9 protein-coding genes are annotated in these 15691 nt (G+C 73.3%); 2 read left to right on the forward strand and 7 right to left on the reverse strand.

Going from position 1 to position 15691, the window contains the following annotated elements; translation table 11 throughout:
- Positions 1-7 precede the first annotated feature (7 nt).
- Positions 8-961: a hypothetical protein gene (locus ACN27J_RS08900; protein ID WP_421365060.1), complete on the reverse strand. Its 954-nt coding sequence runs from the start codon at positions 959-961 to the stop codon at positions 8-10.
- 5 nt (positions 962-966) lie between these two features.
- Complete coding sequence (locus tag ACN27J_RS08905) at positions 967-3540, reverse strand: FtsK/SpoIIIE domain-containing protein (RefSeq protein WP_421365061.1); 2574 nt, start codon at positions 3538-3540, stop codon at positions 967-969.
- Between the two features lie 180 nt (positions 3541-3720).
- Here ACN27J_RS08905 and ACN27J_RS08910 point away from each other — a divergent pair, with 180 nt between their 5' ends.
- Entirely contained in the window at positions 3721-4488 is a 768-nt protein-coding gene (locus tag ACN27J_RS08910) for a hypothetical protein (protein ID WP_421365062.1), read from the forward strand.
- Positions 4489-4563: 75 nt separating this feature from the next.
- Here the strand turns inward: ACN27J_RS08910 and ACN27J_RS08915 are convergent, their stop codons facing one another.
- From ACN27J_RS08915 to gltB, 3 genes are all read right to left on the reverse strand, one after another.
- Positions 4564-5370 (reverse strand): SGNH/GDSL hydrolase family protein, encoded by an 807-nt coding sequence (locus ACN27J_RS08915; RefSeq protein WP_421365063.1) that lies wholly within the window; start codon positions 5368-5370, stop codon positions 4564-4566.
- Positions 5371-5709: 339 nt separating this feature from the next.
- Positions 5710-7278, reverse strand: a complete 1569-nt coding sequence (locus ACN27J_RS08920; RefSeq protein WP_421365065.1) for a glutamate synthase subunit beta — start codon at positions 7276-7278, stop codon at positions 5710-5712.
- On the reverse strand, positions 7271-11890 hold the full coding sequence (gltB, locus tag ACN27J_RS08925) for a glutamate synthase large subunit (protein WP_421365067.1): 4620 nt from the start codon (positions 11888-11890) through the stop codon (positions 7271-7273). Before gltB ends, ACN27J_RS08920 begins: the two co-directional genes overlap by 8 nt.
- Positions 11891-12036: 146 nt before the next feature.
- Between gltB and ACN27J_RS08930 the strand changes: the two genes are divergently transcribed.
- Entirely contained in the window at positions 12037-13080 is a 1044-nt protein-coding gene (locus ACN27J_RS08930) for a GNAT family N-acetyltransferase (RefSeq protein WP_421365069.1), read from the forward strand.
- Between the two features lie 70 nt (positions 13081-13150).
- Here ACN27J_RS08930 and ACN27J_RS08935 read toward each other — a convergent pair whose 3' ends face one another.
- Both ACN27J_RS08935 and lgt read right to left on the reverse strand, forming a co-directional pair.
- Positions 13151-14347: an FAD-dependent oxidoreductase gene (locus ACN27J_RS08935; RefSeq protein WP_421365071.1), complete on the reverse strand. Its 1197-nt coding sequence runs from the start codon at positions 14345-14347 to the stop codon at positions 13151-13153.
- A 45-nt stretch (positions 14348-14392) separates the two neighbouring features.
- Positions 14393-15664, reverse strand: coding sequence for a prolipoprotein diacylglyceryl transferase (gene lgt, locus ACN27J_RS08940; protein ID WP_421365073.1), 1272 nt, complete (start codon positions 15662-15664; stop codon positions 14393-14395).
- Positions 15665-15691: the final 27 nt, after the last annotated feature.

The raw sequence follows: 15691 nt of genomic DNA on the forward strand, positions 1-15691 counted from the left end.
AATCGCCTCAGAACTCGTCGAGTTGGAGGAAGACCAGCAGCAGGAGGATCGAGGCGGCGGCGCCGGCGAAACTGATCAGGAACCCCAGCTTCGGGAACCGGGGACCGCCGTCGGTCTCCAGCCGGGACGAGCCCCACTTGCTGATCACGAAGTACGCGGCGAAGAAGCCGGTCGCCGGGAAGCCGGCGCAGGACCAGATCCACTTGGTGCTGTAGTCGACGCCGGCGGTCACCGGGTTCAGGAAGAACCCGAACTGCAGGACGGCGACGGCGGCGGCGAACCCCAGGTAGACGGTGACCGCCCGGGCCAGCGGTGACCAGCCGGGCAGCAGCGGCGGGCGGCCGGCGGCCTGCTCCGCCTCGGTGGCGGCGGCGTCGGCCTCGTCGAGCTGCCGGCGGGCCGCCTCCAGCTCCTGCTCGGCGTCCGGTGGTAACCCGCCTGCCGCAGCCGGGTCGCCGGAGACCGGGGCGGCCGAGACCGGGCCGACGCCGTACGGCTGCACCGACCCGGCCTGGGCAGGCGGCCCGGAGGCCCCGGTCGGCAGCGGCACCCGCTGCTCGCCGGTGGCCAGCTCGGGGCGGCGTGGCGGTGGCGGAAGCCCGACCGGCCCCGGCATCGCCTGACCTGGCATCGCCCGGCCAGGCGGTGGCGGTGGCGGCGGTGGCCACGGGACACCGGCCGGCGAGGTGCCGTACCCGCCGGACTGTTGCTGGCCCGCCGCGTTGCCGGCAGCCGGGGTCGCGACGATCGGCGGCGGCGCGGGCGGTGCCGGCACACCGGCGGCCTGGGCGACCGCCGCCAGCCGCTGCCACTGGGCGGACAGCCGCTGGCCGAGCTGGTCGGCGTAGCCGGTGAGCCGCTGCCGACGGGTCTGATGCTGCGCCGAGCCGGCCTGGCCGGTGCGGTGCAGCTCGTGCAGGTGCCGGGCCAGGGCGGCGTACTCGTCGAAGTCGCTGCTCACCGCGCTCAGCCCTCCTCGTCCAGCTCGCGGCCGGGCAACGCGAACGGCACGATCAGCCGGGTCCGCTGGTCGTGCCGGTCGATCAGCAGCGCCCGGTTCGGCCGCGGCCGGTACGCCAGGTCGTGGGTGCCCAGGTAGGAGCCGAGCTCACCGCCGGGGACGTTCATCGCCACCAGGCAGGCCAGGTCGTCACGGTTGTGTGAGCCGCCCAGGTCGTCGGCGAGCCGGCGCAGCCCACGCCACCAACCCAACAGGTGTACGCCGTGGCCGGGCCCCTGGCGCAGCACCATCTGCAGATCGTCCAGCCCGGATTTGAACATGTCGTCCTTCGCGCCGAGCACCCCGGCGGCGGCGTCCATTCCGAACACCACCAGGTACGTCCGCCCGCCGTCGGTCGGCGTAGCGGTGTCCGGGTTGGCCAGTCGGCGCAGCTCCTCGCGCAGCTCGGCGGCGGTCAACCGGGTGATCGAATGCCCGAAGGCGTGCAGCGCCTCAGCGGTTTCATCGGCGACCTCGTCGGCGGAGGCGACCAGCGGTGCCAGCAGGAACCGGGCGTGGCCGGGCGGCTCCTGCCGGGCCAGGCTGACGGTGGCGGCGTGCAGCACGTCGGCGGCGTGGCCGGTGGTGCCGACCACGGCGATGTGCCGGCCCGGGGTGGCGTCCAGCGGGAACACCGCCGAGCTGAGGTCCACGTCGACCTGCCGGCCGACCAGTGCGAGGGGTCGCCGTCCGCCGGGGGCCAGTGAGCGGTACGTCGGGTCACCGTCGAGGTGCGCCGCCTCGTACCCCTTGAAGATCGCCGGTGGCCGGGAGCCGGCGGCGCGGGCCTGCCACAGCTCGTGGCGCAGCGCGGCGATCCGCCGGGCCCCGCCGTGCGCGTCCGGGAACCGGACGACCGTGTTGGCGCCGGCGATGCCGGCCGAGGCGTTGACGATCGCCTGCCCGACCGGCAGCCCACCGGCGGTGTGGTTGAGCGGATCGAGGACGCCGTTGCCGCCGGGCAGCGCCACCCGCAGCGGAAACTGGCCGAAGATCGAGTCGGTCTTGCCGTACAGGGCTTCGATGCCGGACATGCTCTGACTGGCCAGCACCAGGTGTACGCCGTACGACCGGCCTTTGCGGGCCAGCTCCTCCAGCAGGGCGGCGGCCTCCCGGGCGACCGAGTCGTTGCCGTCGAACAGTACGTGGAACTCGTCGATCACCGCGACGGTACGCGGCGTCGGTGCGCCGTCGCGGGGCAGGTCGGCCAGCTTCGTCACGCCGTGGCGTTTCATCGCCGCCGCCCGCCGGTTCAGCTCGCGGCGCAGCTCGCGCAGCACGGCGACGCCGTACTCCCGGTCGGATTCGATGCCGACGGCGCGGGCGTGCGGGATCCACGACGGGTCGCGGCCGGTCGGCACGAACTCGGTGAAGCTGACGCCTTCCTTGAAGTCGAGCAGGTAGAGCGCCAGCTCGTCGGGCGGGTAGCGGGCGGCCAGGCCGTACAGCAGGTCGAGCAGGAAGACGGTCTTGCCGGAGCCGGTGCGCCCGCCGACCAGCCAGTGCGGGGTGACGTCGTCGAAGGCGAGGATCGCCGGCTCCCGGCCGGCGCGGCCGACGACGGTGTGCAGGCCGGTGCCGGCGGTCTCGGTCCAGATCCGGGGCGGCAGCAGGTCGGCGAAGTCGAGTGCGGAGCCGCGCCGGTGGATCTCGCCGAGCCGGTCGGCGAGGGCCTGCACGACCCGGGCCGGTGGGTCGCCGTCGAGGGCGACGGGGGCGGCCAGCCCGGTGCCGTCGGAGCTGAACGGCTGGCCGGGCGGGTCGCCGACCCAGCCCCGGTTGCCGTCGAGTCGGATCTGGGTGGTCGGGCCGAGCGTCGGCGGCTGCGCTCCGGTGCCGGTCGGCGGGTAGCCGGCGACGATCACGCAGACCCGGGCGGCGGTGCCAGCGTGGGTGAGCGCGGCGAGGCGCATCAGCTCGGCGCGGCTGTCCGGCAGCGCCGCCGCGACCACCACCAGCAGCTCCCCCGGCTGCCCGCCAGTGCGGGCCTGGGCGGCGCGCACGTGCTGGTCGGCGTCGTCGAGGCGTTCCTTGGCTTCGGCGTCGGTGGCGGCCGGTGCCGCCAGCACGCCGGCTTCGACCAGCGGGCGCAGCGGCAGGAAGGTGGCGCCCATCGAGGTGGTGTCCAGCGCGGTCACCCGTACCGTGCCGGGTGGGGCGGCGGCGAGCAGCCGTACGACGAGGCTGCGCAGCAGGGCGGCGATCCGTGGCTGGCGGGCGTCGGCGTCGATGGCCAGGTGGGTGCCGGCGCCGAGCGGCACCAGCGCGGGGAACTCGACCGGGTCGCCGGTGCCGGCGAGCCCGACCGGGCGGGCCATGCCGACCCGCACCGGCGCCGGGCTGACGGCCAGGTCCTGGGTGGCGCTGGTCGCGCCGGTGGTGAGGGTTTCGCCGACGTGGCGCAGCCGTTCGGTGACGTCGCCGAGGTCCGGCGGCGGGGGCGCTGGGCTGTCCGCTATGGCCGATCGGGCGGTGGTCAGATGGGTCACGGCCTGCCGGTGGGCGGCGACCGCCCGACGGTACGCGGCACCGAAGCTCATCCCACCCCCACCTGCCACTCGGGTAGCCACCGGAACACTATCCGAATCGGGCAGCCCCTGTTAACCCGGCCGTCGCGACCGGGCCGACACTCCGGACCGGGCGATAGTGGCGACTGGACACCCGAAATGCACCTAATATTCGTAATCGGAGTGTCCCGACCACCGTCGGAAGTGCGATCGATGCGACCTGGTGACAACGACGGCACCGACGACGGCACCGACGGCCGCGAGACCGGGCACGAAGCCCGCGACGAGACCGAACGCGACGGTACGGAGCACGACGAGACCGAGCGCGACGAGATGTTGCGCCGGTTCGCCGATCGCCTCGACAAGCCGCTCGGCGTCCTCGGTGTGCTGTTCCTGCTGCTGGTGATCGGGCAGTTCGTCACCACCCATCCGCCGACGGCCGCCGTGTTGGGCGCGGCCAGCTGGGCGTTGTGGGTGGTCTTCGTCGCCGAGTTCTCGCTGCGGGCCTGGCTGGGCCGGCACCACCCCGGCCGGTTCTGGCGGCGCAACTGGTGGCAGCTGCTCTTCCTGGCCGTACCGGTGCTGCGGTTCGCCCGGGTGGCGTTGGCGCTGCGCACGGCCCGCGCCGGTGCGGCGATCACCGCCGCCGTACGAGGTTCGCGCTCCGCCGGCCGGCTGCTCACCGACCGGCTCGCCTGGCTCTTCGCGGTGACGGTGAGCCTCATCCTCGCCGCCGGCCAACTGCTCGTGGTCTCCGGCTCCTATTCGAGCTACGCGCAGGCGTTGCACGACGTCACGCTCACCACGATCACCGGTCAGCGGATGGCCGCGCGGGACCCGTTCGCCCAGGGCCTGGAGCTGATCCTGGCCGCGTACTCGGTCGTCGTCTTCGGCACCCTGGCCGGCGCGCTCGGCGCCTACTTCCTCAGCAACCGGCCGGCTCCCGGCGACGACGGCGACGGCGACGGCGACGGGCAGTGACGGGCGGCCCGGTCCCCGTGGTGCGGGCGGGGACCGGACCGCCAGGTACTCGACTCCGTCAGGTACGCGGAGTCGTCAGCCGGTGACCGTGTTGAGCGCGGCCAGGTATCCGTCGCGGTAACCGGCGGCGTTCGGGTGGTACGCGGCGATCAGCGCGGAGAAGTCGTTGATCCACGGGCTGCCGGCGCAGACGCCGTGGCCGGCGAACTGCGACCGGGTGTCCACGAAGGTGGCGCCGGCGGCCGACGCGCGGGCGGCGGTGACGTCGGCGAGCAGGTCCGCCGCGTCGTTGATGATGGACCGTTTGGTCAGGCTCATGCTGAACAGGCCGCAGTAGCGGGTCTCGTCGAACAGTCGCGGGTAGCCGAGCACGATCAGCTGCGCGTTCGGTGCCCGTTGCCGGATCGCGGTGTAGGTGGCGTCGAGCCGGCCGGGCAGTTCGGTGGTGGCGTACCGCTCGGCCCGGTCGACCGCACTGGCGCAGGCGGATTCGCCGCCCAGCCGGCAGTTGAGCACGACGTCGACGAATCCGGCGTCGTTGCCACCGATGGTGATGGTGACCATCGTGGTGCCGGCGTCGAGTGCGGACAGTTGGTCGTCGAGCACGTCGTCGGTGACCGCGCCGCCGCAGGCGACGAAGCGGAAGCTGGCCGGTGAGTTGGCCGCCGCCCACAGCGGCGCGTACGAGCGGTCGCTGCGCAGGCAGGTCGTCTCGTAGGGGCCGGCGCCGACGCCGGACGAGAACGAGTCGCCGAGGGCGACGTAGTGCACGGCGGCGGGTGCGGCCTGCGCCGGGGCGGTGGCCGCGACGACGCCGACGCCGGTGGCGCCGAGGGTGACGGCCAGCGCGAGGGCGGCGCGGGCCAGGGGACGGAGGGGCATGGACGGACCTCACAAGGATGGGGGGATCCTCGTGGCCGCGCGCGTGGCCGTGGGGAGTAACGGTTGTTACTAGCCGGTAATGCTATCGAAACATCTGCATCCCCGAAAGAGGTACGCAGCGGCGACCCCGATCCCTCCGGTGGGGCCCCGGGCACCTGTGCCGTTCAGCCTTGATGCCACAGGTGCATCAATATGCACCTGTGGCATCAGGGCTGCCGAGCGGGTGCGCCCGGGCCGGGTCACGCAAAGTCACCGTCCGCGCCAGGGCAACGGACAGCGTCGGGGCAGCGGGCAGGCGCGGGGCAGCGGGTAACGCCGGATCAGCGGGCAGGCGCCGGGTCAGCGGGCGGCGAGCGGTTGCGCGGTCGGCACCACCGGCGCCGGCAACTCCCCCACCCCACCGAGGTACGAGTGGATGGCGGCCGCCGCCGCCCGACCCTCGGCGATCGCCCACACGATCAGCGACGCCCCCCGGTGCATGTCACCGGCGACGAAGACCCCCTTGGTGGCGGTCTGCCAGTCACCGTCGGAGTCGATCGCCCCGCGCCGGTTGCGGACCAGCCGCAGCTGCTCCAGCAACGGCTGCTGCTCGGTGCCCTCGAAGCCGATCGCCAGCAGCACCAGGTCCGCCGGCAGTTCCCGCTCAGTGCCCGGCACCACGGTCAGGATCCGCTCGCCATCACGCTTGGTCACCGTCACCTCGGCGATCCGTACCGCCCGTACCGCGCCGGTGCCGTCGTCGACGAACTCCTGCACCGCGACGGCGAAGACCCGCTCGCCGCCCTCCTCATGCGCCGGGTACTCGCGCAGCACCCACGGCCAGGTCGGCCACGGGTCCCGGGCCTCGTCGCGGGCGCTCGGCGGCTCCGGGTAGAGGTCCAGCTGGTAGACCCCGGCCGCGCCCTGCCGGTGCGCCACCCCGAGGCAGTCGGCGGCGGTGTCACCACCGCCGATGATCACCACATGCCGGCCGGCCGCGTCGATCGCCGGCCGGTCCACCGGTACGCCGTCCACGTGCGACGACCCGGCGTCGGACGGCGGCTCGACGGCCACCACGCCGGCCGCCTCGGCGGTGCGGGCGTGTGCCGCCGCGGCCGCCACCACCCGGTTCGACTCGACCAGGTGCTCCATCGCCAGGTGCACCCCGCGCAGCGCCCGGCCCGGCGTCGCCGGGGTGTCCCGGCCGGCCAGTGCCCCGCAGGCCAGCAGCACCGCGTCGTGGTCGGCCCGCAGCTGCTCGGCGGTCACGTCGACGCCGACGTTCACCCCGGCGCGGAACTGCACGCCCTCGGCCGCCAACTGGGCCAGCCGCAGGTCGATGTGCTCCTTCTCCAGTTTGAAGTCGGGGATGCCGTACCGCATCAGGCCGCCGATGGCGTCGTCGCGTTCGAAGACGGTGACCGCGTGCCCGGCGCGGGCCAACTGCTGGGCGGCGGCCAGCCCGGCCGGGCCGGAACCGACCACCGCGACCCGCCGGCCGGACGGCTCCGGCACCGGATGCGGGGTGACCAGGCCGGCGCCGACCGCCCGGTTGATGATCTCCACCTCGACCTGCTTGATGGTGACCGGCGCGCCGCCGGCGATACCCAGCACGCAGGCCGCCTCGCACGGCGCCGGGCAGAGCCGGCCGGTGAACTCCGGGAAGTTGTTGGTGGCGTGCAGCGACTCGATCGCCGCCGCCCAGCCACCGGTGCGGACCAGGTCGTTCCAGTCCGGGATCCGGTTGCCCAGCGGACAGCCGTCGTGGCAGAACGGGATGCCGCAGTCCATGCAGCGGGTCGCCTGCTCGCGGATCAGCTCGTCGGTGGCCGGCGGGTAGACCTCCCGCCAGTCCATGATCCGCACCGGCACGGGTCGGCGTTGCGGCAGCCGCCGGTCGATCCGCAGGAATCCGGTCGGGTCAGGCACGAGCCACCTCCATGACGGCCTCATCCACGTCACGGCCGGCGGCTTCGGCGGCCCTCATCGTCTCCAGCACCCGTCGGTAGTCGCGCGGCACCACCACGGTGAACTCCTCCACCGCCTCCGGCCAGCGCTTGAGCAGCCCCTCGGCCACCGCCGAGTCGGTCTCGGCGAAGTGCCGCTCGACCAGCTCACGCAGCATCGGCTCGGCGTCGGCGGCCACCGGCTCCAGATCCACCAGCTCCCGGTTGACCAGGTTCTCGTCGAGGCGCCACAGGTACGCCGTACCGCCGGACATGCCGGCGGCGAAGTTGCGCCCGGTCGGGCCGAGCACGACGACCGTACCGCCGGTCATGTACTCGCAGCCGTGGTCGCCGACGCCCTCGACGACGGTGACCGCACCCGAGTTGCGCACCGCGAACCGTTCGCCGACCCGCCCGCGCAGGAACAGCTCACCGGCGGTCGCCCCGTACAGGATGGTGTTGCCGGCGATGATCTGCTCCTCGGCGCCGACGCCACCGGGCGCGGCGAACGGGGCCGCCGGGTCCGGGCGGACGATCAGCCGGCCACCGGACAGGCCCTTGCCGACGTAGTCGTTGGCGTCGCCGACCAGTCGCAGCGTCACCCCGCGCGGCAGGAACGCGCCGAACGACTGCCCGGCGGTGCCGGTCAGGGTGAACTCGATGGTGTCGTCGGGCAGCCCGGCCCCGCCGACCCGGCGGGTCACCTCACCGCCGAGCATCGCGCCGACGCTGCGGTGCTCGTTGCGTACCGGCACCGACGCCCGCACCGGGGTCCGGTCGGTCAACGCCGGCCCGGCCAGGGTGATCAGCTCGTTGTCGAGCGCCTTGTCCAGACCGTGATCCTGGGCGCGGACGCCGCGCAGCGCGGCACCGGCCGGCAGCGCCGGCACGTGCAGCACGGCGGACAGGTCCAGGCCCTTGGCCTTCCAGTGCTCCACGGCCGGCGTGGTGTCCAGCAGGTCGGCCCGGCCGATCGCCTCGTCGATCGACCGGAACCCCAGCTCGGCCAGGTAGCCGCGGACCTCCTCGGCGAGGAACAGGAAGAAGTTCTCCACGAACTCCGGCTTGCCGGTGAAGCGTTCCCGCAGCACCGGGTTCTGGGTCGCGATGCCGACCGGGCAGGTGTCCAGGTGGCAGACGCGCATCATCACGCAGCCGGAGACGATCAGCGGAGCGGTGGCGAAGCCGTACTCCTCGGCGCCGAGCAGCGCCGCGATCAGCACGTCCCGGCCGGTCTTGAGCTGGCCGTCGACCTGGACGGTGACCCGGTCGCGCAGCTTGTTCAGCAGCAGCGTCTGCTGGGTCTCGGCCAGGCCCAGCTCCCACGGGGTGCCGGCGTGCTTGAGCGAGTTCAGCGGGGACGCGCCGGTACCGCCGTCGTGCCCGGAGATCAGGATGACATCGGCTTTGAGCTTGGCGACGCCGGCGGCGACGGTGCCGACGCCGATCTCGCTGACCAGCTTGACGTGCACCCGGGCGGCCGGGTTGACGCACTTGAGGTCGTGCACCAGCTGGGCGAGGTCCTCGATCGAGTAGATGTCGTGGTGCGGCGGCGGGGAGATCAGCCCGACGCCGGGGGTGGCGTGGCGGGTCTTGGCGATCCACGGCCACACCTTGTTGCCGGGCAGCTGGCCGCCCTCACCCGGCTTGGCCCCCTGCGCCATCTTGATCTGCAGGTCGTTGGCGTTGACCAGGTACTCGCTGGTGACGCCGAACCGGCCGGAGGCGATCTGCTTGACCGCCGAGCGGCGGGCCGGGTCGTAGAGCCGGTCGACGTCCTCGCCGCCCTCGCCGGTGTTGGACCGCCCGCCGAGGCGGTTCATCGCGATGGCGAGGGTCTCGTGCGACTCGGCGGAGATCGACCCGTAGCTCATGGCGCCGGTGGAGAACCGCTTGACGATCTCGCTGGCCGGTTCGACCTCGTCGATCGGCACCGGCTCGCGGACCCCGTCGCGCAGGGTGAACAGCCCGCGCAGCGAGCCGGCCTCGGCGGCCAGGCCGTCGACGGTGGCGGTGTAGCGGCGGAACACGTCGTACTGCCCGGACCGGGTGGCGTGCTGCAGCAGGAACACCGTCTCCGGGTTGAACAGGTGCAGTTCGCCTTCGCGCCGCCACTGGTACTCGCCGCCGACGTCGAGGCGGCGGTGCGAGCGTTCGGCGCTGTTCGACGGGTACGCGCGGTCGTGCCGGGCGGCGACCTCGGCGTGGATGCCGGACAGCCCGACCCCGCCGACGGTGCCGGGGGTGCCGGCGAAGTAGCGCTCGACCAGCCGGGGGTCCAGGCCGACCGCTTCGAAGACCTGGGCCCCGCAGTACGAGGAGACCGTCGAGATGCCCATCTTCGACATGATCTTGAGCACGCCCTTGCCGAGCGCCTTGACGTAGTTGCGGATCGCCTCGGTGGAGGTGATGCCGGCCAGCGCGCCGGTGGCGATCAGGTCCTCGACCGACTCGAAGGCCAGGTACGGGTTGACCGCGGCGGCACCGTAGCCGATCAGCACGGCGGCGTGGTGCACCTCGCGGCAGTCGCCGGACTCGACGAGCAGCGCCACCTGGGTGCGGGTCTGCTCACGGACCAGGTGCTGGTGAACGGCGGCGGTGAGCAGCAGCGACGGGATCGGCGCCAGGTCGACGGTCGAGTCCCGGTCCGACAGCACGAAGATCCGTACGCCGTCCTCGATCGCCTCGGACACGTGCCGGCAGATCTCGGTGAGCCGGGCCTTGATGCCGTCGGCGCCGTCACGCAGCGGGTACAGGCCGGAGACCCGGACCGCCTTGAAGCCGGGCAGGTCGCCGTCCTCGTCGATGGACAGGATCTTGGCCAGCTCGTCGTTGTCGATGATCGGGTACGGCAGCACGATCTGCCGGCAGGACGCCGGACCCGGGTCGAGCAGGTTGGCCTCCGGGCCGATGGTCGACTGCAGGCTGGTCACCATCTCCTCCCGGATGGCGTCCAGCGGCGGGTTGGTGACCTGGGCGAACAGCTGGTGGAAGTAGTCGAACAGCAGCCGGGGCCGGGTGGACAGCGGCGAGATCGGGGTGTCGGTGCCCATCGACCCGATCGGCTCGATGCCCTTGCGGGCCATCGGCGCGATCAGGATCTTCAGCTCCTCCTCGGTGTAGCCGAAGGTCTGCTGGCGGCGCTGCACCGAGTCGTGCGCGTAGACGATGTGGTCCCGCTCCGGTAGGTCCCGCAGGTCGATCAGGCCGGCGTGCAGCCAGTCGCCGTACGGGTGGGCGGCGGCCAGCTCGGCCTTGATCTCCTCGTCCTCGACGATGCGCCCGGCGGCGGTGTCGACCAGGAACATCCGGCCCGGCCGCAGCCGACCCTTGGCGACCACGGTCGCCGGGTCGAGATCGAGCACGCCGGCTTCGCTGCCCAGCACCACCAGGCCGTCGCTGGTGCGCCACCAGCGGCCCGGCCGCAGCCCGTTGCGGTCCAGCACCGCACCGACGATCTCACCGTCGGTGAAGGCGACCGAGGCCGGGCCGTCCCACGGCTCCATCAGGCTGGCGTGGAAGCGGTAGAAGTCACGCTTCGCCGGCTCCATCCCGGGGTCGTTCTCCCATGCCTCCGGGATCATCATCAGGACGGCGTGCGGCAGGCTGCGTCCGGCCAGGTGCAGCAGTTCGAGGACCTCGTCGAAGTTGGCCGAGTCGGACGCCTGCGGGGTGCAGACCGGGAACAGCCGGCGGATGTTGCCGGGGATGTCCGGCGTGGCGAGCAGCGCCTCGCGGGCGTTCATCCAGTTCTTGTTGCCCCGGATCGTGTTGATCTCGCCGTTGTGCGCGATGAACCGGTACGGGTGCGACAGCGGCCAGGACGGGAACGTGTTGGTGGAGAACCGGGAGTGCACCAGGGCGATCGCGCTGGCCACCCGCTCGTCGCGCAGGTCGGGGTAGAACTCCGGCAGCTGGTCCGGGGTGAGCATGCCCTTGTAGACCATGGTCCGGCCGGACAGCGACGGGAAGTAGGCGGTCACGCCGCGCTCGGCGCTCTCCCGCTCGGCCTGCTTGCGTACGCAGAACGCCACCCGGTCCAGGTCCAGCCCGGCCAACGGGGTGCCGGCCGGGCCGGCCGGCGAGTCGGTCAGCCGGTGCGCGGACAGGAAGAGCTGCGCGATCCGGGGGCGGGCGGCGTCGGCGGTCTCGCCGAGCCCGTCCGGCTGCACCGGCACGTCCCGCCAGCCGAGCACGTCGGCGCCCTCGACCAGGGCGTACTTTTCGACGATCCGGCGGACCCGGGCCTCGTCGGCCGGGTCGGCGGGCAGGAACACCAGGCCGGTGGCGTACTGCCCGGCCGGCGGCAGGTCGAAGTCGACGACGGCCCGCAGGAACGCGTCCGGGACCTGGATCATGATGCCGGCGCCGTCACCGGTGTTCTGCTCCGCACCCCGCGCACCACGGTGGTCGAGCCGGCACAGCGCGGCCAGGCCCTTGGCCACCACGTCGTGCGAGCGGCGGCCGTTGAGGTCCGCCACGAAAGAGACACCACACGCGTCGTGCTCGTGGGCGGGGTCGTAGAGACCCTGCGCCGGCGGCTGGGATGCCTGCGGCGGGCAGGGGTGCGGTCCCTGCGGGTACGGAAGAACCACCGGGCCTCCTGTCGTCACTCGCGCATGAACAGATTTCGGGACGACGTCGGCCCTGGAGAGTTTTCTGAGTCTACGTGAGGGGCCACCGGACATCACCAGTGCGAATTGATCACACGTCCATTGTATGGGACGTGTAGTCTCACAAGGTGGCCAACCAGGAGAACGAACTCCTCGGCCGGCTGGACCGGTTCTGCGATGCCGTACCGCGTGCTGCCGCCCGCCCCGAAGAGCTGGGTGACTATGTACTTTTCGTGCGGAATGGGGAGGCGGGTTGGCCGTTCTACGCCCGCCCCCGGGTAGGCGTGACCGCGCCGCCGGCCGCCGCCGACATCACCACCGTACGCGCCCGACAACGCGAACTGGGCCTTCCCGAGTCCTTCGAATGGATCCACGAGATCAACCCCGACCTGCTGGCGGTGGCCCGGTCGGCCGGGCTCGGCGTGCGGCAGGCACCGCTGATGGTGCTCGACCCGACCGCTCTGCCCCCGGTTGACCGGTTCGCCGACCGGCCGGTACGGCTGCTCGACCCGGACTCACCCGACTTCGCGGCCGATCTCACCACCTGGTTCACCATCGCCCAGGCCGCGTTCGCCCCGTCCGGCGGCACCGGCACCGGACTGCCGACCGTCGGCGCCGACACCCCCGAGATTGTTACAGTGACATTTCCCACTGTCGACAATGGCGGTCCCGGCGGCGGTGCGTCGGACCCGGCCGGGCAGCCCGCGCCGGCATCCGGCGGGCTCGCCACCGCCGCCCCGGCAGCCCCACCGGACAGCATCGAACCGCTGGCCACGACAGCCCCGGCGGCCTCACCTGTCGCGGCGGCGGCCGCCGACCCGGCCCTGCCGGACGCTCTGGTCGACCACGAACGGTCGGCGATCGCCGCCGGCAGCCACACCATCGCCCTGGCCGGGCTGCCGGCCGGTGGGCAGCCGGCCGCCGTCGGATCGCTCAACCGGGTCGACGACGTCGCCGAGATCGTCGGTGTCGGCACCGTGGCACCGGCCCGCCGCCAGGGCCTGGCATCGGCGGTCACCGCCGCGCTGGCCCGGCACGCGCTCGCCGCCGGCGTCGACCTGATCTTCCTGGCCGCCGGCGACGACGACGTGGCGATGCTCTACCACCGACTCGGCTTCCGCCGGGTGGGCACCTCCTGCATCGCCGAACCCACCGCCCACCCCGGCGGCTGACCGGCCCACTCGCCGCGGACGACCGGCCCGTTCAGCCGTGGGCGACCGGCCCACTCGCCGCGGGCGACGGTCAGGACGGCGGCGGCTGCCACTGCGCGGCGGTGGCGGCCACACTGCCCATCAGCCGAGGGCTGATCGTGCCGAGCGTCGCGTCCCGGGCCCGCAGCGCCAGCCGGCCCCGCGCCGACAGCACCGCCGCCATCCGCCGGGTCTGGCGCACCATCGCCACCGCTCGCGGCCGGCGCAACCGGCTGTACGAGTCGACCGCCGCGGCCAGCGCCGGCCCCGGCACGGTGTCCCGGACCAGGGCGCACAGCGTCGCCGCGTCCTCGAACGCCAGGCACGCGCCCTGCCCGAGATGATGCGGCATCGCGTGCGCCGCGTCGCCGAGCAGCACCACACCGCCCGACCCGACCGGGAACCCGTACGCCGGGGGCAGCGGCCGCAGCTCGCGGACCTCCTGCTGGACCAGGTCGGCCGGCTCGGTGGCGGCGAGCAGCTCGCCCACCGGGGCCGGCCAGCCGGCGAACCAGCGGCGCAGCAGGGTCAGCTGGGTCGCTGGCGGCTCCGGGCGGGACGCCCCGGCGGCGGTCGCCACCCAGTAGATGCCGCCCCGGCTGGAGCCCCCGGCCGAACCCCGTTCACCCAACGACGCCGAGACGAACCGGTAGCCGGCGCCGAGTATCTCGCCGCCGACCTGACCGGCGGCCAGCTGCGGCGCCCGGTACCAGGGAATCACCGCCCGCCAGGCCGAGCACCCGGAGCTGACCACCGAACTGCCCGGGGCCAACGCCGGACGCAGCGCGCTGTGCACGCCGTCCGCCGCCACCACCAGGTCGGCCTCGACGACGCCCCGGCCGATGGTCACCGCCGGCCGGTCCACCGCCGGTCGCAGGCCCTTCACGGTCACCCCGGTGCGGATCTCGGCCTGCTCGCCGAGACCGGCGATCAACGCGTCGTGCAGATCCTCCCGGTGCACCACCACCGGGGCCCGGTCCTCCGGCTGCGGCCGGGGCTGCACGAGCCACTGCCCGTCGGGGCGGCGTACCCCGGTGTGCGACACCGGGGTGGCGATCGCTTCCAGCCCGGCGCCGAGGCCCAACGCCCGCAACGCGCGGACACCGTTGGGCCAGAGCACCAGGGCGGTGCCGTCGGACCGGACCCGGTCCTCACGTTCCAGCAGGGTGACCCGCCAACCGGTGCGGGCCAGGGCACCGGCGACCGCCAGACCGCCGATGCCCGCCCCCACCACGACCGCAGTACGCATCCCGCCCCCTCTTCCCCCGGTCGGTCGGCGCCCGCCGACCGGCGGTCAGCTTCCGGTCTTACCGGTGCCGGTGCCGGCTCCGGTCCCGGCGTCGGCTCCAGCGGCACCGTCGGTTCCGGTGTCGGTCTCGGTGTCGGTTCCGGCGGTGGTCTCGGTGTCGGTTCCGGCGGTGGTCTCGGTGTCGGTTCCGGCGGTGGTCTCGGCAGGCAGCTCACCGGTGCTCTCGTACCGCCGGAACTGTTCCTCGGTGACCACTCGGTAGCCGGCGGCCAACTCGGCGGTGGGTTTCTTGCCCGAGACGTCGATCTGGGACACCCCACCGGTTGCCTCGGACCCGGCCGCCCCGCTTTCGGTCGGCTCGGCGGTGCCCGAGCCAGCGGTGCCCGAGCCGGTCTCGCCCGACCCGGCGTCGGTCGACCCGCCGTCGGCCGGCGTCGACGCGCCGACGGGCGGCAACGGCCGGCCCTCGGCGTCCAACGGGACGAGGAACTGCTGCGGGCCGCGTACCCGGACGAGATAGACCAGCGCGCCGAGGAAGATCAGCACCGAGGTGAACACGTTGACCCGCACGCCGAAGAACTCGTTCGCGGGATCGGTACGCATGATCTCGATCCAGAACCGGCCGGCGGTGTAGCCCGCCACGTACACCGCGAAGGCCCGACCGGCACCGAGCTTCCAGCGGCGTTCGGCGAGCAGCACCAGCGCGGCGACACCGACGTTCCAGATCGCCTCGTACAGGAACGTCGGATGGTAGAGCCCCGGCTCCAGCACCGGGTTGCCCTCCGGGTCGCGCAGCGCCTGACCGGGGTTGCTGCGGTCCATCTGGTGCACCTGCAGGCCCCACGGCAACGTGGTCGGGCCGCCGTACAGCTCGTTGTTGAACCAGTTGCCGAACCGGCCGACGGCCTGGGCGAGCGGCAGGCCGGGGGCGAGCGCGTCGGCGACCACGCTGAGCGGGATGCCCAGTTGGCGGGCGGCCAGCCAGGCGCCGACCGCGCCACCGGCGACGGCGCCCCAGATTCCGAGACCGCCCTGCCAGATGTAGAAGGCTTCGATCGGGTTGCCGTTGGCGCCGAAGTACGCCTGCGGTGAGGAGACGACGTGATAGAGCCGGGCACCGAGGATGCCGAACGGCACCGCCCAGATGGCGATGTCCAGCACCGCCCACGGCCGGACCCCGCGCTGGCGGAGCCGGTACTCGGTGACCGCGCTGGCCACCACGATGCCGAGGACTATGCAGAGCGCGTACGCCCGGATGGGAATTGGACCAAGTTGCCAGACAGCGGTGGCCGGGCTGGGGATCGCGGCGAGTGTCACGGGTGCACACGCTACCGTCGTGACCCC

This window comes from Solwaraspora sp. WMMB762, from assembly GCF_049179115.1.
Classification (GTDB): Bacteria; Actinomycetota; Actinomycetes; order Mycobacteriales; family Micromonosporaceae; genus Micromonospora_E.